This is a genomic window from Streptomyces sp. NPDC051211, assembly GCF_040689505.1.
Lineage (GTDB): Bacteria > Actinomycetota > Actinomycetes > Streptomycetales > Streptomycetaceae > Streptomyces.
In genome coordinates this window covers 1-17,094 of record NZ_JBFBAV010000012.1, presented here as the reverse complement: position 1 = coordinate 17,094, position 17,094 = coordinate 1, and the positions used below count along the sequence as shown (strand labels likewise).

Genomic DNA, 17,094 nt, shown 5'->3' with positions numbered 1-17,094 from the left:
CTCATTCCCGCGTGTGCGGGAAGCAGGCTCGCTGGTAAGTCCGTCCCCTGAAGCGCCTTAGGAGAGCACCCATTGGGGCGGGTGTCCGGGGTCCACCGGGCAGGTGAAAACGTGCAGGTCCCGGTCTCGGCCGAAGCGGAGCCGAGTGGGTTGGGCAACGGACGGACCGCCCCGGACCGAGGCCTTCCCCTGCAGGGACGGGTTGCGGTCTTCCAGCGGCACCCAGCTGTGCGAGCCGGCGTCCATCTCGTCGCCCCCGGCGGTCAGCAGCAGGCGCATCGGGGTCGCGCAGGATTCGCAGCCGATGGCCATCGGGCCCGTCGACGCCCAGCTGGGAAAGCCGCCGACCCGCCAGCCGGGCGGGATCGACAGGTCGCACTGGTAGCTGGGGGCATCGGGGCCGTGTTCCACCGCCTGGGCATCGTCCCATGCGTCGATGAGGGCGATCAGCGGGGCGGGCAGCGTGTCGTCCTCCGCCCAGGGGTAGGTGTCCACTTCTTCGGGGTGCAGAACGCAAGGTTCGGGGAGTTCGTGCTCCCATCGCAGCAGGGGAACTTCGGGCGGGGCAGCCAGGAAGCGTTCCGTGCGCTCTGTGGCTGCGGCCCGTCGCCACCGCAGGCGGTAGCGGCGCTCCAGGTACGGACCGTGGGTGAACGGGCAGCGGAAGAGCTGCAGCAGGTCAGCGCCGTCAGGCCCGGCCGCGAGGCCCGGGATGTCTCGGTGGAAGAACTGGGCGAGTCCCACGAACGGCACCGGTCCGTCCTCCCCAGGCGTGCCGACGCCGGGCCACTGCCGGCTCCGCGGCCATACTCCCGCGGCCCGGGCGCTGCGGATCTCGTCCGGCACATACCCCTCGGTCTCGCGCTGGTGGGGCTCGTGGCAGACCGGCCACGGCTCGCCGGCCGGCCACAGCATCGGCCCGCCGACATGGCTGTCGCGCATGCCGGGCCGCCCCGGCCTGGGATGCAGCCGGGTCGTCCGGCCCCGCTGCGCGGCCAGTTCCGGGAACACGGACTCCACGGAAACCGGTCTGGCCGGCGTGGTCCTGGTCATGCGCAGACCGTACGTGGCCGGGAAGACGCCACGCGAACAGATTGCCGCGAGCCCGTCCGGCGATGGCACACGGCGCCTGGTCACATCAGGCCTGCTTCTCACCTACAGAGCCAAACGGCCATCTGGATGCTGCCCGCCCGAGTTCCCCTGAGGTCGGCTCCATGGCAGCGTGCCACGGGAGAGTAGTCCGCCCTCCGAAGACAGGCTCAATCGGCCCGCTCTACAGGCAGGTGCGGACCCGGCCCCGTTGTCGCGAAGGCGCTCGGCCATCACGAGAGAAAGCTGCAGCGCGTGAGAGCTCATCGGCGGTGGTGGTGTGGTTTGAGCGCGCCTCGCCCTGGGCGGCCTGTACTTCAGTGAGGATGTCCTCCGCGTTCACCCGCGCAGGTCATCGGATGGGCTTCGAGCTCTGAGCGCCGCGCTGCTCGGTACCTGCTCTACGCGATGGCTGGTGCGTGTTCGCGGTTTCGATGAAGGTGCTGTGCCGGTGGAAGGAAATCGCCTTGCCCACTGCCTGGAGGAAGTTGGCGAGGGCCAAGGCCGTCCAGAGTGCGACAAGGCCGCCCGCTGCGGCGATCGGTGCGGCGACAGCGGCCAGGATGCCGTAGCAGACGAAGGTTGACACGAAACTCGGCACCGTGCGCTTGAGGCCGATGAGGCCGAACCCGACGACCGCTTGTAGCGCGTCGGTGACAACGACGGCCAGCACCAGCGGCAGGAGGTCGGTGATCTGCGGCCGCACATCGGCATCCCCGGTGAACAGGGGAACGACCCATGGACTGAGGACGATCACCGCTGTCGCGACGAACCCGACAACGGCCAGCGCCAGCCACGTCCCTGCCCGTACGCTGCGACGGGTGCTCGCGCTGTCGCGCTTCTCCGCGTAGTCGGAGACCAGTGGGATGGTGGCCTGGCCGACCGCCACCGCGGCCGTGAAGATCAGGTTGACCAACGAAATCCCGACGCTGTGCACCGCGGCGCTGTCCGTTCCGATCCGGGCCGCGGCGAAGGTCAGTACGCCCAGGACCGCAAACTTGACGAGCACGGTGCCGGCGAGCGGAAGCCCCACGGTGCCCAACTTCCAGACCTGCTGCACATCCGGCCTGCCCGGATACATGGAGCGGCCGGCCAGCACGGTGGAGCGGCGGAGGGTCGCCTGGTTGACGCAGGCGCTGATCACGCTGGAGACGAGCATGGCGATGCCGGCCCCGGTCAGGCCGTAACTCGGCAGCGGGCCCGGACCGCCCACGAGGAGGACGGACAGGGTGACGGACGCGGCGGTGCCGAGCAGTCCGGCGCGCATCACCAGCTTGGAGTGGCCGAGTGCGACCAGGACCGAGGTGGCCGAAGAACTGACCGCGATGACGAGCACGCTGCCGGCCAGCAAGTAGGGGAATATCCCCAGTTCGTCGAGCGTGGCGTCGGGAACCCCCGCTACCTGACCGATCAGGGGAACCGACATCACCGCCGCCGCTGCGATCCCGCCGACGGTGACCGCAAGCCACATCCCGCTGCGTACCACGGGCAGCAAACGGTCAGGATCCTCCTTGCACGGCGTGACGAACGGCATCACGCCGCGCAGCGCGCCCGCCACGGTGGCGGTGGCCGGGCTGAAGACGGCGATGGTGACGGCGAAGGCCGCGAGCGCGGCAGTGGCGTGGTTGCCGAGTAGCGCGGTGTCGACCAGAGCGCCGGCTGATGCGGCGATCATCGTCAGGTACAGCGGGAGCGCGGCCCCCGCTATCGCGGTCCACGTACTGCGCTCGGCCTGTCGTGTTCCCTTGTCGATCACACGCTCGATCATCACACTGGGGCAGCCGACAGGTCGGCGGAAGCGGCGAGCTCCCTGGACAGCCCAGTTCTCGTATAGAGAACAGCCTGGTTGCGGCGACCAGTTGCTTGATGGTCAGCTTCGTTGCGCGGGCTTCCATCCCGGGGCGGTGACCGGCGACATATGGCGGTCACCGGGCCTGTCGCAGCGGGCAGAGAGTGGGGAGGCCCGGCGAGCGCCGGGCCGGTGGGTGCCACGTCGCGCTTTGGCGCCCGGCATGCCGCTGGTTACGACGATCGCGGCCACGTCGCCGGTCTTGGTGCGGCCCAACCAGACGACGCCGCCCGACTCGGCCGTGAACGTGACCAGATCAGCTTGTTGCGCCTCGTCGCGTACCCGCTCCCACCAGCCGGGCAGCTGTTCGGTATCGCGCGGCACCGGTCTGCCGTCCACGTACGTGCGAAATGGTGCGGACAAGGTCGTCCACGCGCCTGCGTCGGCGAAGCAGCCGACATTGGCGTCGGCGCCGAAACGGGGCTTCTCGCCTGGCTGAAGCCGGTCGATGTCGTCGTCGACGCCCAGGCCCATCTCCCACCCGATCACAGGGTCGTCGCTGATGCACAGGCGCGTAGCGGCACACGCGACGCCATCGAAGTGCTCGCCCAAGAACTCGTACGGGCCCGCCGTCCACGCGATCTCCACTCGGTAGACGCCCGGGGGAATGCGCACCGCCAACTCTCGCGGGGGTGCCGTCGGCAGCCCTCGCTCGTATCTCCAGGTGTCGTCGTCGTCCCACGGCGCATCGACGACGAGGCGGCCGCTGGGTACGCGCATGGTGGCCACCTCCTCGATGCTCGTCACGACGACGGGCGTTGTCGGATCGTCGTACACCGTTGCCAGGTGAGCTCCGGGCGTGAAAGCCGTCTCCAGGTACCAGGTGGCCTCGGGTCCGGCTGCCAGCCGAGCGTCCCCGACCCACTCCATGTCTCACCCCTCCTCGCCGCCCGGTCGGGCGGTCAACCGAAACATGCGTGGGCCCGCTGACATCGCCACTTCTCGCATTTGCGTGTGATCACGGCGCCGGAGCCCTCTTGGATATCCGGTGGCTGCGACCAGACGACACCGCCCCGGCCGGCGCCGATCGACCCGCCGGCCGTCCCGGGAAGGGCCGGAAAGCGCCGTGTCGGCTGAGCTGCTCATGGGGAGATACGAGCGGTCCGGCAACTGATAGTAGCCAGGGAGTCACGTGGGGTGGAAACCGGCGTTCGATGAAGCGATGGGTGAACTGAGGCAGGCACGCAAGCAGCTGGAGCGCCTGGACGACCCGACAGTGGGTCTGTCCGCGTTGCACGGCGAACTTGCGCAGGCCCGCATGAAGATCCAGGAGGTCGTCCAGAACGGAGTCACCGGGCTGCGCGAGGAGAACCGGGAGCTGCGCCGCCGCCAGGACAAGATGATCGCCGACCTGCAGGAGGGCCGGGAGGAAACACGGGAGGAGATACAGCAGCTGCGCGAGCTGGCCGACATCCTGCGCGGCCTCGCCCCGGTACCGGCTGCCGCCCCGCAGCAGCCCCCGCCCCGGGCCGGGACAGTCGCCGGGCTCGGGCCGGACGGCGACGCCGACATGACCGGACCGTCCCGGCAGACAGTGCCCGACCGTGAAGACCAGGGGGAGAACATGGAACACACCGAAGGCCAGGATCCACGGAAGGCAATTGGGAGCGAGGAGGCGGAGACCGGTCTGAAAAACGCCATCGAGGCTGCCTACCGCGGCACGGCCACCAGGCCCGTACCCGCGCGCACGACCTCCGGGCAAACGTCCGAACCCCAGCCCGAGGACCCGAAGGTCGCGCACGGCGTCCTGCTGCTGAAGGCGGCCGGCGTCGCCTCGGCCGGGCTGGTCCTGCACCGCGACACCTGGGAGTTCCTCTCCGCCCTCGCCGTCGACCACGGCCATTTCCGCACCCCGCCCGCCGTGGAGGACATCAAGGAGGGCCGCATCCAGGCCGCCCTCTCGGGGCGCTCGCTCATCGCCGTCCTGATCGAACTCTGGAACACCCGAACCACCGCCACCGTCCTGGAAGCCGACTGGGCTCTGGCCACCACCGCCTACAACCGGATCGCAGCAGAGCTCGCCAGTACCACCGGATCCGGGGAAACCATCCGCATCACCCTGGACGACGGACTCGGCCACGCCGGTATCGCCGAGGCCTGAGGCACCCCACAGGGAGGCCCGCGCAACCGGGCCTCCACGCTCACGCCGAGTGCGTTCTCCGGCGAGCGGACTTCGCTGATCGAGTCCGCTCGGATCCGAGGGCGCCGTACGGGCGTTCCACGGATGGCGACATGAGGCGACCGCACTGGCCACGGGGGCGCGCCCAGTGCGGCGGGAAGATCCGAGCGCGACCCGTCAGCGACGTCGCCGGGCGTTGAGCCGGGCGGCCTGGCGTGTCAGGTGGTCGCGCTCGGCGAGGTTGGGTGCCTTGTGGGCCGCCTCGGCGTACAGCCGGGCCGCCGTCGCCAGGTCGCCGTCGTGCTCGTGGAGGTACGCCGCCACCGCGGCGTAGCGGGGCAGTGAGGCGTCCAGCGCCGCGAGCGCCGCCAGGCCGGCGCGCGGTCCGTCCGCCTCACCGACGGCGACCGCGCGGTTGAGCCGGACGATGGGGTTGTCGGTCAGGCGCGTGAGTTCGTCGTACCACTCGACGATCTGTACCCAGTCGGTCTCCTCGGCGGTGCGCGCGTCGGCGTGGAGTGCCGCGATGGCGGCCTGGGCCTGGAACTCGCCCAGCCGGTCGCGGGCGAGGGCCGCCTGGAGGATCCCGACGCCTTCGGCGATCAACGCAGTGTCCCACCGGCCGCGGTCCTGCTCGGCGAGTGGGACCAGGCTGCCGTCGGGGGCGGTCCGGGCGGCACGCCGGGCGTGGTGGAGCAGCATGAGGGCGAGCAGACCGGCCACCTCGGGGTGGTCGATGCGGGCCGCGAGCTGCCGGGTGAGCCGGATGGCCTCGGCGGCGAGGTCGACGTCGCCGGAGTAGCCCTCGTTGAAGACGAGGTAGAGGACGCGCAGCACGGTGGCGACGTCGCCGGGCTGGTCGAAGCGCACGCCGGAGACGGTGCGCTTGGCCCGGCTGATGCGCTGCGCCATGGTCGCCTCGGGCACCAGGTAGGCCTCGGCGATCTGGCGGGTGGTCAGCCCGCCGACGGCGCGCAGCGTGAGCGCGACCGCCGATGCCGGGGTCAGTGACGGGTGGGCGCACAGGAAGTAGAGCTGGAGCGTGTCGTCCGCCGCGGGCGCCGGCCCGGGCGCCGGCTCCCCCTCGACGCGGTCCTCACGTCGACGGCGGGCGGAGTCGGCGCGCGTCGCGTCGAGGAACTTGCGCCAGGCCACGGTGACCAGCCAGCCCTTGGCATCCCGCGGCGGGTGGGCCGCCCAGACCCGGAGCGCCTCGACCAGAGCGTCCTGCACGGCGTCCTCGGCCGCCGCGAAGTCGGCTCCGCGGCGGACGAGGACGGTGAGCACGCTCGGCGTGAGGCTCCTGAGCAGGACTTCGTCCATCGGTGACGTCACTCCGTGATGGTGGGCGACGCCGCCAGGAACGGGCGCACCTCCAGCCACTCGTGGATCGGCTTGCCGCCCGCCCCAGGGGCGGCCGACAGCTCTCCGGCCAGCTCGACGGCGCGCTCGTAGCTGTCGACGTCGATGATCATCCAGCCGGCGATGAGGTCCTTGGTCTCCGCGAACGGTCCGTCGGTGACAGGCGGGCGCCCCTCACCGTCGTAACGGACCCACGCTCCCTCGGGGGCCAACGCCTGACCGTCGACGAACTCGCCTGCCTTCTCCAGCCGGGCCGCGAAGTCGTTCATGTACTGCACATGCGCCGAGATCTCCTCCGGGCTCCACTGGTCCATCGGTACGTCGTTGACCGGAGCCGGGGCGCCGCGGTAGTGCTTCAGCAGCAGGTACTTGGCCATCGTGGTTCTCCTCGGTGCTCGTGCGACCCATTGTGGTCGCGTTCACCCCGGGGACGGAGCCGGACGCGGGTTCTCGACATCGCCGTCCGATTTTTTTGGGCTCTCGTGGATGAGCCTGGGTGAGCCGTCTCGCGGCGTCCGGGTCCACAGCGTCGCGCGAGGGCGGGAGCTTCGGAGATCGGCACCGACCAAAGTGCCGGTTCATCAGACGGCGGTACGTGTCGTCGATCAGGTCGAAGCCGACGCCCGCGCGCTCTACGTGTCGGTGGACAAGAGAACGTCAGTGGATTGGAATGGCACACCGCGAGTGAGTGGAACAGGATGGCCTTCATTCATGGCCCGGCCAGCCGGAGGCCGACGCGCACCGCAGCGGCGAAGCGACGCAACGCGGCTCGGCCCCGGGCGGGTCCCCCACCAGCAGTCACCGACCGTTCGGTAGGCTGGCTCAAGCCCGTCAGCTTGGGAGAGGAAACAGGGGGATGGATCCGATATCGACGGGCTTGTTGCCATCACCGTCGCCCGCTCCGGGCGGCGACGACCCCGGGCAGCGGGGCTGAGCACCATGACGGAGGTCGGCGGCCAAAACCCAGCACCGCGGAAAGACCCGGTGGCGGGGGTGGAGAACCGGATCTGTGGCGGGGTTTTCCTGGCGCCCGTGATTCAGGGGCACACCGTGAACGTGCAGCTGCCCCAAACGATCACCCCGGCGCTGAGCGGCCTGCCCCCGGCTTCCTCCGTCTTCGCCGGCCGCGACCGGGAGATCGGTGAACTGCTCCAGGTCCTCGAACCAGGCTCACCACACACCGCGCCGGCCTCGCTGGTGGCCGGGCTGGCCGGGATCGGCAAGACCGAGCTGGTCGTACAGACCGCCACACGCGCACTGCAGAAACAGGACTGGTTCCCCGGCGGAGTCCTGTTCGTGGACATGTTCGGCTACGACCCGGACCGCCGACTGCCGCCCGAACAGGCCCTGGACAGCTTCCTCCGCGCCTTGGGCATGCCACCGGAGCACATACCGCCGGGCCTGCAAGACCGTTCACGCCTCTATCGCAGTGCCTTGGCTGCTCTCGCAGGCGCGGGAAGCCGCATCCTGGTCGTGCTCGACAACGTCTCCAGCGCCGACCAGGCGGGCCCGCTCCTCCCTACCGACGGCCTCACCGCCACCGTCCTCACCTCCCGAAACACTCTGGATCTCGGCGCCCGCCTGTTCGATGTGGACGTCGTCGACGAAGCCTCTGCGATCGACATACTGGATCAGGCGGTACGTCAGGCACGGGGCCCCGGTGACAACCGCGTTCAGGACTCGCCGCATGACGCTGCCGCCATCGTCCGGTCATGTGGGGACCTGCCCCTGGCGCTGCGCATCGCCGCCGCGCTCCTGGCCGACAGTCCTGCCCGCCCGTTGTCGTCCCTCGCGCAGGCCTTGGCAACGCAGCACCTGCGCCTGAACAGGCTGCGAAGGCAGGACCGGGCCGTGCGGAGCGCCTTCGACCTGTCGTACGAGCGCCTCGATCCCGACCACGCACGGCTGTTCCGACTGCTGTCGCTCAATGCAGGCCCCGACATATCCACCGAAGCCGCGGCCCGCTTGGCCGCCATCGACCGGCACGAGACCGAGGAACTGCTGCAGGATCTCGCCCGCACCCACCTCATCGAACCCGGGCGCACCTGGGGCCGCTGGCGGCTGCACGACCTGGTGCGCCTGTATGCCGAGGAAATCGGAAAGAACCACACCGGCGCCGACGACCGCGAGAACGCCCGCGCGCGCCTTTACGTCCACTACTTCACCATGTGCGCGGCAGCAGTGAGCCGTTGTGTGCCGTTCGTGGCCACGGAACCGTTCAACCCGGCCAAGCAACGGACCTACACGTGGTCCAGCGGCCGGAGGGAGGCCGCAGAGTGGCTCGATGCCGAGCGCCCGAACCTGGTGGCCGCGGTAGCCGCCCCGCAGGCGGAAAGCCATCACCGCCTGGTGCTCGCCTGGGTCGTTGGCCCGTACCTCGGTTCCAGGTGGCACTTCGACGACTTGATCACCGTTACCGAAGCAGTGCTGGCCATATCGCACGACCCGAACCGGTCAACAGCTGCGGTCGCAAAGGTTCTGACGGTCCTCGGCCGCGAGCTCGAGCACCACGGCGGCCATGAAATGCCTGGCCTGCTGCCTTACGCCTTCGAAGCCGAGACCAGGGCCCTGGCGATCTTCCGCGAGCACCACGACCGCAGGGGCGAAGCCTGGGCACTGGTCAATTTCACCCGCACACTGCATACAGACGGGCAGTTCCACAAGGCGGGCGAGGCACTGGCACAGGCTGCAGCGATCTTTCGCGAGGTGGGCGATCAAACCGGCATAGGCGTTGTGAGCTGGTTGAGGACTGCTCTGAAACTCCACGGCCGGGCCTGAGCCGCCTCGACCGCATGTCGATCACCCCCATACCCGCAATATCCCGTTCAGGGGTTGCGGGTGCGGGGGTGATCGCTCAAGTCCTCCATGCGCCGCTCGAGCTCGCCATAAGCGCCACTCACAGGCGCAGGCGAGGCTGTCCGGGCTGGGTGGCCTGGAAGCGAGTTCGCCGATGCAGGCGCCCGGGCCGGCCCGGGTGGCAGGCCCGCCGCGCTGCACCCTCACCGAAGCCGACTGGGAGGCGTAGGACTTCCCTGCCTCGCCCGAGGCCGTGCGCGAGGCCGGCCAGCTCCTCACCGTCCGGTCCTGGCCACACGCCTTGACGCCCGCGTCGCCGAGGACGTCCGGCAACTGCGCACCGAGGCCGCGGCGCAACGCGCAACGGCCGTACGCCACCAGTCGAACGCGACCGAGATGCGGAAGGAGACCACCCTGTGCCAGGAGATGCGCTCCACGGCTCCGGTCCGGCATGCCCGCCAGGCCGGCGAGCGCTCGGTCGCTCTGCGCGACCGGCAGCCCCGCACCCCGCCTGCCGCGGCAACGCCCCGCGGCCTTCCCCCTGCGCCCTGGGCCGCCCGCCGCCCGCCGCACCTCCGACTCGCGGAGCCGGCCGACACGATCGGCCCCGGGCCGGGGGCACCCTGTGGACCTGGCCCCCTCGGGGGAGCGTTGTGGAGCTGGGCAGAGAATACGGCGAATGCCTGAGGTGAAAGTGCCTCGCCACAGCTGGTCATCCACCTAAAGTGGCAGGTCAGTATGCTGCTTCCCGCGTGTGCGGGGATGACCCCCTCGCCGACATGGCTCCGGCCGATCCGTCCAATGCTCCCCGCGTGTGCGGGGATGACCCCGAGGCGCGCCGTGCAGGACTGGGACACCCCAACTGCTCCCCCGCGCCTGCCGGGATGGCCACCCCCGAGACCCGTGAGATGGCCCGGCTGCTGCGAGACCGTCGGGCCGAGATCGGCACCCGCCGGGGACGACGTGCGCTGGGCTGCTCTCGGCAGGCCGTATTCGTCCTGCGCTGGTTCATCGACGGCACCCGTCTGGCCCAACTCGCCCGTGACAATGGCCTGTCAACATCCACCGCCTACCGGTACCTGCACGAAGGGCTCGCCGTCCTGGCGGCCGGCGCACCAGATCTCGACACCGCGCTGCGACGCGCGAAAGAGGCCGGGCTGACCCAGCTGGACCTGGACGGCACCGTGGTTCGCACCGACCGCGTCGCCGCCATCGGACCCAACGGCGCGGACCTGTGGTGGTCCGGGAAGCACCGGCATCACGGCGGGAACGTGCAGGTCATCTCCACCCCCGACGGCCGGCCGATCTGGGTCTCCTCGGTCCGCCCGGGCCGCACGCACGACACCACCTGCGCCCGCCACCACGGCCTGATCGCCGCCCTGAACATCCTCGCCGCCGAGCTGGGCGTCCCGACCCTGGTCGGCCTCGGCTACGAGAACGCCGGCGGTGGCTTCCGCCACCCGGTGAAGAAGCCCGCAGGCGGCAAGCTGACCGAGGCGCAGCAGACCTGCAACAAGGTTATCCGGGGTGTCCACGGGGTGTGCGAGCGCGCCAACTCCCTGCTCAAGTCAACGTTCAAGGCCCTGCGCCGAATCAGCCTCGACCCCAGCCGGATCACTGAGATCGCCGCAGCCGCCCCTGTTCTCCTGCAACTGGAGTACGGCCGCACCATCTGACGGAGATCACGGAAGCTGGAACTTGAAAGGGACAGCCGGCGACCGCCATTTGGCCGCTCGACGCGCCCACCCGCAGGCGACTCCGCGCGCCGCGTCCGACGTCTACAGGTAGCAGGACCAGCAGTATCTCGCACAGGAGCGAAGGCCCTCGTCCAGCTGAGGAAGTCGCTATGCCGTCGATTGCCGTGAACGGGACAGACATCTACTACGAGCTTCGGGGCGCCGGCCCGTCGGTGCTGTTCATCTCCGGCGCGACCGGCGATGCCGGGCACTTCGACCGAGTCGCGGACTTGCTCGCCGACGAATTCACCATGGTCACCTACGACCGGCGTGGCAACTCCCGCAGCCCCCGCCCCAGCGGGTGGGAGGCCACCTCTGTAGCTGAGCAGGCCGACGACGCCGCAGCACTTCTCACCGCGCTCGCGCTCGCTCCCGCCGCCGTGTTCGGCAACAGCTACGGAGCGATCACCGCCCTCGACCTGCTCATCCGCCACCCCGGCGTCGTCCGCGGCGCCCTCCTGCACGAGATCACGCTCTTCTCAGTCCTGCAGAATCCGGGCGAGGCCCAGGCCGCCGTGAGGTCGGTCGTCGAAGCAGGGATGGCCGCCGGGGGGCCTCAGGCAGCCGTAGAGCACTTCATCCGATTCGCTGCGGGCGACGAGACCTGGGATCGCCTGGACCCGGACCTGCGTCACAGGATGACCTCGAACGGGGAGACCCTTTTCGGCGTCGAGATGGGGACGTTCGAGTCATACCGCCCTGACGACGCGACGCTCGTCGGCATCACCACCCCTACCCAGGTCCTGGTCGGCCGGGAATCACCGGATTCCTTCCACGAAGCCGCCACCTGGCTCGCCGCCCGACTCGGGGTCGAGGTAGTGCAGACCCCGGGTGCACACACGCCGCAGTGGGATCGACCCGAGGAACTCGTCCGCACCATCAGGCCGTTCCTGCGCGCATTCTCGTAGCTGGCCGATCGCAGAGCCCGGAGCAGCGCGAAACGGACTGGAGATCCTGATCAGCCTCGCCGAGATGCCCGCACCCGCCCTTGGAGCACGCCGGCCATCCGACCGCCGTCACACAGAGCAATCGGAGGCTACCGAGAAAGGGTCAATGCCTGTGTTCGTAGCTCTCGCCTGCCAACCTGAATTGGGCCCATTCACGAGACCGATGGAAGGAGCGGAGTGCTGATCCTCCTGGCTAGCTTCGCTGGCTTGTCCTTGCCTGGTGGGGGGGGGGCGGGCGGCCGGTGCCGGGAGAGCTGCTCGCTTGGCAATCGGGTCGCCAGAGAGGGTGCCGAGCGGGCGGATCGATCTCGCGCTCGCCACACTGAATCGGCGAAGGTTCCCACGTTCAGCGGCGGCGGTGGCCCCGGACCTGCTCACTGGATCTCCCCAGCTATGCGCGAGCGGTCGGATCCAGCCTCACTCGAAGGCCAAGAGCAGGGGGTGGGGCCGCTCGCGGACCGCGCGCTGCCCGTCGGTGTGGACGAGCACGAAAGTGCGCGCAGGCCCGGCCGGGGTCCGGGCGACGGGGGTTCGGCATGGATGCGGACGCGTGCCCGGGGTAAGGCGCGGCTGATCCGGTCGCGCAGGTCGAAGGCGTGGATGAGGCCGTCCCGAACGGCTTCGGCCTGCGCGGCGGGGGCCTTGCACAGCTCGGGGTCGGCGCCGCCGGCGTCGTGGCGGAAGCGGGGGACGAACCGGGAGGAAGGCCTGGTCGGTCCGGCCAGTATCACCGGCTTGCCGTATCACCCTTGCCGCAGGCGCAGCACTGGTAGCGGCCTGTGGCCTTCCCCCGCGGCAGGCGGGCAGGGGCGTCGGGTTCGCGGCGTAGGGCCACGATGCGGCCGTGGTCGCCGGTGTCGATGGCGAAAGCGGTCAGGCGGGGCGGGCGCGGTCGGCGCGACGGATGGGGCACGGGTGCGGCCGGGGACGACGTACGGGACATGCGACTCCTGGATGGTCGGGAACGGTCCGTGCGCCAGGGGTCGTGCGGTGGTGAACGGGATGGCGCGCTGGCGGAGCGCATTCCCTACAGCAGGTCCACGATCAGCGAGAACCTCGGCGGCAGGGTACCCCTGCTGAAGTTCGTCGACGCGTTCGTCAGGGCGGTGGTCCAGGAGCCGAGGAAGCCGGCTGTCGACCTGCACCGGGCGCGGGATCTGTGGAAGGCGGCAGACCGGCCGCCCACCGCTTCCTCCGCCACACCCGCCTTACGCCCGGACAGGGCGGGAGCGCGGGCCAGGGTCGTCGAGCTCGAGGCCAAGGCCACCGACCAGCTGTACGGGCTCTACGGACGCACCCGGCCGGCGGGACGCGTCCGAAGCCAGTACGAGCGGGCCGCGATGGTCAGGGCGATGCCGTATACGGCGAAGGCGACCATCCCGATCCAGCCGACCAGCAGCGCGTCGGCCGAGGAGTGGAAGTCGCCGCGCCGCATCGTTGCCACGCCGGTCGTGGCCAGGGCCAAGTATCCGACCCCCACAGCGCCGTACGGGGCGAGCGTGGCAGCGCCGAGCAGAGCCGGGGCGAGCGGGAGCCAGCGCGGCACCCGTCGGCCGCGCAGGAACAGCGTCCAGCGCGGGAAGACCTGCCCCCACGGGCGGACCAGGCCCCAGAGCAGGAAAACGCCGAGCGCGGCCAGCAGCGCGGTGGGGTCCAGGCCCCAGGACTCCAGGGTGAGGAAGATCCCCGAGGCGCCGTTCCGCTCCGAGACCGCGAGCATCTCCTCACCGGTGATTCCCGCGAACGTCCCGCCGGACGCCCAGACCAGCTTCATCGCCGCGTACGGGAGGAAGGCCAGCGTCCCTGCCCAGGCGGCGAGTTGGAGGCGTTGCGGTGCAGCGGACGGCGCTCGTACAGCGGTACCACCGGGCAGGCGGTCGGACCGGGCCGTGGCCGCGAGCAGGACCGCCCCGACTGCCGCGAGGGCCTTGTTCGCAGCGGAGGCCCAGCTGTCCACTCCCTGACCGAGCATCAGCGTGATCACATCCATCAGCAGGCTGAATGCGGTGAGCCCCGCCAGCCCGCAAACCACCCAGAGCAGCACCCGCAACGGTGGCAGCAGCCCGTACAGCACAACCGCTCCGCTGGCCAACGTCCCCAGCGAACCCACCGCCACGACCGCCCAACCCAGCCCGGACACCCCCGAGTCACCGCCGTGGTAAGGCAAGGGGGTCCCGTTCAGCGCACACGCCAAGCCGAAGCCGGTATACAGCACCGCCCACAGCATCGTTGCCCGGGCCACCCAGCGCGGCCATCGCTGCCACCAGGCGCTCCAGGGCGCCTTCATCGTCCGTTCAGCACTGGTCATGTTCTGAACGTCGCATCGACCGCGACGGGTTGGCGTCGGCCGCCGGAACTATCGCCCTCCCCCAGCCGGGTGAGTGTCCTCTGAGGCCAAGGTATGAGTTATGGAGCGTGACCTCTCAACCGACCGTCCGTGGGGAACCGGAATGGCGGTCGCTGTAACTGTTCGTGAGCGCCTGTTCAATCATGCGCGGAGCCAGGTCGACCCCGGTCACCTGTGTGGGTCATCGAACGCTGCTCCCTTCGATGGTGTCCTGGGCCGAAGGGTCCGAATGGACGTCGTCGGTGCTGCTGGTGGAGGGCCTTGGCAGGTGCCGCAGGGCAAAGACGCCGAGTGCGGCGTGGAGGATGCCGGCGATGACGGCGGCGATGTGCAGACCGGTGACGAAGGCTGACTTCGCATCGCCGATGACCGCGGTTGTGAGGCCGGGTACCTGCAATGTTTCGTTGAGGGTCCCGGCGACGTCGGGTCCCTGGAGCCGGAAGATCAGGGCGGCCAGCGAGCCGAGGAGCGCGATGCCGAGGGCGTTGCCGATCTCGTTGCTGGTCTCGGCGATTGCTGCAGCGGATCCGGCGCGTTCTGCGGGAACTGCGGCCACGACGGTATCGGCGACGACGCTGAAGGAGATGCCGTAGCCGAGGCCGGCGATGACGGTGGAGGCCACGTACCAGCCGATACCACTGGAGGCGCTGGTGACCAGCAGCAGGAGCAGACCTGCGGCGATGAAGAAGTGGCAGCTGATGAACGCTGCCCGGGTGCCGGTACGCGCGACCAGTGCCGGTGTGACGATGCAGGTGACGGTGAGCGCAGCCGCGCCCGGGAGCGCGACGAGCGCCGCGTCCAGGACCGTCAGTCCAAGGACGGACTGAAGGTAGATGCCGCCGAGGTAGGCCGTTGCCGACCATGCGGCCAGAGGCAGGAGCCCGGTGATGGCCGCGATCGCGAACACCCGGTCGCGGAAGAGGCTGAAGTCGATCAGCGGGTGCTCGAGGCGGAGTTGCCGCCGCACGAACCACCCCAGGGTGAGGATGCCGACGATCCCTGTGGCCATCGGCGTCGCGGTCAGCCCCGCCGCCGCAGCCTGCTTGATCGCGTAGACGGTCAGCAGGATGCCTGCGGCGGAAAGCACAACGCTCAGGACGTCGATACGGCCGGTCCGTGTGGCGCGTACCTCGCGGAGCAGGACCGGAGCCAGGACCAAGAAGAGCACGACGACGGGGAGATTGATCAGGAAGACCGACCCCCACCAGAAGCTGCTCAGCAGCTGTCCGCCGACGACCGGGCCGATCGCGAAGCCGGCGGCAAAGGTGGCTGCGAAGATTCCGATCGCTTTCGCCCGCCGGCGCGGGTCGGGGAACAGTTCGCTGAGTACCGCCAATGCCGACGGCAGCAACGTGGCACCGGCCACACCCATCAGCGCCCGGAAGGCGATCAGGAGTTCCGGTCCGGGAGCGAACGCCGCTCCCGTCGAGGCCGCGCCGAATACCGCCGTGCCGGTCATCAGGAGCTTCAGCCGCCCGTACCGGTCGCCGATGTTCCCGAACGCGACGAGCAGGGACCCGACGGCGAATCCGTAGACGTCCAGGACCCACAGCGCCTGATCGGCAGTCGGCGACAGCGCCTCGGAGATCTCGGTCATCGCCAGAAACAGGACCGAGCCATCCATCGCGACCAGCAGTACCGGGCCGAGTACCACCAGCAGGCCGAGCCACGCCCGCAGACCGGGTGAGTGAGAAACACACTGTGCATTCATGCATCCGACGGTGCGATGCCGTCCGCCCGGCAGCCACCCCCGTGTCATGGGTACACCTCGCAGGGACACCCAGACACGGAGCGCGGCACCTACGCTCGGAGTCATGGAACTGGAGAGCCTCGGGGCCTATCTCAAGGCCCGCCGCAACCGGGTCACGCCCGCCGACGTCGGACTGCGCACCTACGGCACCGCCCGCCGGGTACCGGGCCTGCGCCGCGAGGAACTCGCCCAGCTCGCCGGCGTGAGCGCGGGCTACTACACGCGACTGGAGCAAGGTCAAGCCGGTACTGCCTCCCAGCAGGTCCTGGACGCGCTCGCCAACGTGCTCCGGCTCGATCCCGCCGAGAAGGCCCACCTGCACAACCTCGCCCGTCAGCCCACCACATCACACTTGGTCCGCCCCCGCCCGGAAAGGCCGCACCAACGCGTGCTCTCGCTCCTGGCGTCCCTGGGAGACGGCACGCCGGCTGTCGTGCTCGGCCGCCGCGGCGACGTGCTGGCCTGGAACCGCACCGGACATGCCCTCGTCGCGGAGCACGTCGACTTCGAGGCGCCCCACGATCCCGCGCGACGGCCGTCCATCCCCCGGATGTTCTTCCTCGACCCCCTCGCACGGGACCTTCACCGGAACTGGGATGAACTCGCCCGAATCCATGTGGCCTACATGCGGCTCACCGCGGGCCGGTATCCCACCGACGGCCGGTTGGCTGAACTGATCGGCGAACTCGCCATGCGCAGCCGGGACTTCGCCAAGCTGTGGGCCAAGGGCGACGTCGCGGACTGCACCGTGGGCACCATGCACTTGCAGCACCCGACCGTCGGCGACGTCGACATCGACTATCAGGTGTGGCTCCAGCCCGAGAGTCCCGACCACAGGCTAGAGGTCTACACACCCAACGACACCGCCTCGGCCGACGCGCTGCGCCTGTTGTCCGACCAAGTCGCCGATCAGCAGAAACCCGAAGCCGCCCGTGCCGGGACGGCTCAGCACCTGGACAGGTAACCGCTGCTGATGACCCTCGTGGCATCCGTGGTCAACACCCCTAGTCTTCTGAGTCATGAATTCTGTTCAGATGTGTAGGCTTGCTCCATGGCACGAATGGGGCGACCGAAGGCCGAGTTGACGCTGTCGGACGAG

13 protein-coding genes are annotated in these 17,094 nt (G+C 69.9%); 5 read left to right on the top strand and 8 right to left on the bottom strand.

The features are described 5' to 3' along the window. Positions 1 to 57 precede the first annotated feature (57 nt). The 3 genes from AB0447_RS14475 to AB0447_RS14465 all read right to left on the bottom strand — a co-directional run bounded on the left by AB0447_RS14475 (position 58) and on the right by AB0447_RS14465 (position 3,808). Complete coding sequence (locus AB0447_RS14475; protein WP_366476957.1) at positions 58 to 1,053, bottom strand: hypothetical protein; 996 nt, start codon at positions 1,051 to 1,053, stop codon at positions 58 to 60. 388 nt (positions 1,054 to 1,441) lie between these two features. Beyond that, a complete protein-coding gene (locus tag AB0447_RS14470; protein WP_366476956.1) occupies positions 1,442 to 2,845 on the bottom strand; it encodes an MATE family efflux transporter in 1,404 nt (467 codons plus the stop codon). Between the two features lie 114 nt (positions 2,846 to 2,959). Beyond that, a complete protein-coding gene (locus tag AB0447_RS14465) occupies positions 2,960 to 3,808 on the bottom strand; it encodes a DUF4241 domain-containing protein (protein WP_366476955.1) in 849 nt (282 codons plus the stop codon). A gap of 292 nt (positions 3,809 to 4,100) precedes the next feature. On the opposite strand from AB0447_RS14465, the gene AB0447_RS14460 reads away from it, so the two are divergent. Then, positions 4,101 to 5,039 carry a hypothetical protein gene (locus tag AB0447_RS14460; protein WP_366476954.1) on the top strand — a complete coding sequence of 313 codons (939 nt, stop codon included), beginning with the start codon at positions 4,101 to 4,103 and terminating at the stop codon, positions 5,037 to 5,039. Positions 5,040 to 5,234: 195 nt separating this feature from the next. Here AB0447_RS14460 and AB0447_RS14455 read toward each other — a convergent pair whose 3' ends face one another. After that, a complete protein-coding gene (locus tag AB0447_RS14455; protein WP_366477125.1) occupies positions 5,235 to 6,380 on the bottom strand; it encodes a DUF6596 domain-containing protein in 1,146 nt (381 codons plus the stop codon). Positions 6,381 to 6,388: 8 nt separating this feature from the next. Next, positions 6,389 to 6,796, bottom strand: coding sequence for a YciI family protein (locus AB0447_RS14450; RefSeq protein ID WP_366476953.1), 408 nt, complete (start codon positions 6,794 to 6,796; stop codon positions 6,389 to 6,391). 673 nt (positions 6,797 to 7,469) lie between these two features. On the opposite strand from AB0447_RS14450, the gene AB0447_RS14445 reads away from it, so the two are divergent. The 3 genes from AB0447_RS14445 (at position 7,470) to AB0447_RS14435 (ending at position 11,859) form a co-directional block, all read left to right on the top strand. After that, positions 7,470 to 9,197, top strand: coding sequence for an ATP-binding protein (locus AB0447_RS14445; RefSeq protein WP_366476952.1), 1,728 nt, complete (start codon positions 7,470 to 7,472; stop codon positions 9,195 to 9,197). 926 nt (positions 9,198 to 10,123) lie between these two features. Then, a complete protein-coding gene (locus AB0447_RS14440; protein WP_366477123.1) occupies positions 10,124 to 10,891 on the top strand; it encodes a transposase family protein in 768 nt (255 codons plus the stop codon). Between the two features lie 170 nt (positions 10,892 to 11,061). Beyond that, entirely contained in the window at positions 11,062 to 11,859 is a 798-nt protein-coding gene (locus AB0447_RS14435) for an alpha/beta hydrolase (RefSeq protein ID WP_366476951.1), read from the top strand. Between the two features lie 1,066 nt (positions 11,860 to 12,925). Here the strand turns inward: AB0447_RS14435 and AB0447_RS14430 are convergent. From AB0447_RS14430 to AB0447_RS14420, 3 genes are all read right to left on the bottom strand, one after another. Continuing rightward, positions 12,926 to 13,165 (bottom strand): hypothetical protein, encoded by a 240-nt coding sequence (locus tag AB0447_RS14430; RefSeq protein WP_366476950.1) that lies wholly within the window; start codon positions 13,163 to 13,165, stop codon positions 12,926 to 12,928. 18 nt (positions 13,166 to 13,183) lie between these two features. Continuing rightward, positions 13,184 to 14,206: a hypothetical protein gene (locus tag AB0447_RS14425; RefSeq protein ID WP_366476949.1), complete on the bottom strand. Its 1,023-nt coding sequence runs from the start codon at positions 14,204 to 14,206 to the stop codon at positions 13,184 to 13,186. A 220-nt stretch (positions 14,207 to 14,426) separates the two neighbouring features. Next, positions 14,427 to 15,956 carry an MFS transporter gene (locus tag AB0447_RS14420; RefSeq protein WP_366477121.1) on the bottom strand — a complete coding sequence of 510 codons (1,530 nt, stop codon included), beginning with the start codon at positions 15,954 to 15,956 and terminating at the stop codon, positions 14,427 to 14,429. Between the two features lie 103 nt (positions 15,957 to 16,059). Between AB0447_RS14420 and AB0447_RS14415 the strand changes: the two genes are divergently transcribed. After that, the gene (locus AB0447_RS14415; protein ID WP_366476948.1) at positions 16,060 to 16,959 is read left to right on the top strand and encodes a helix-turn-helix transcriptional regulator; all 900 of its coding nucleotides are present in this window, start codon (positions 16,060 to 16,062) and stop codon (positions 16,957 to 16,959) included. Positions 16,960 to 17,094: the final 135 nt, after the last annotated feature.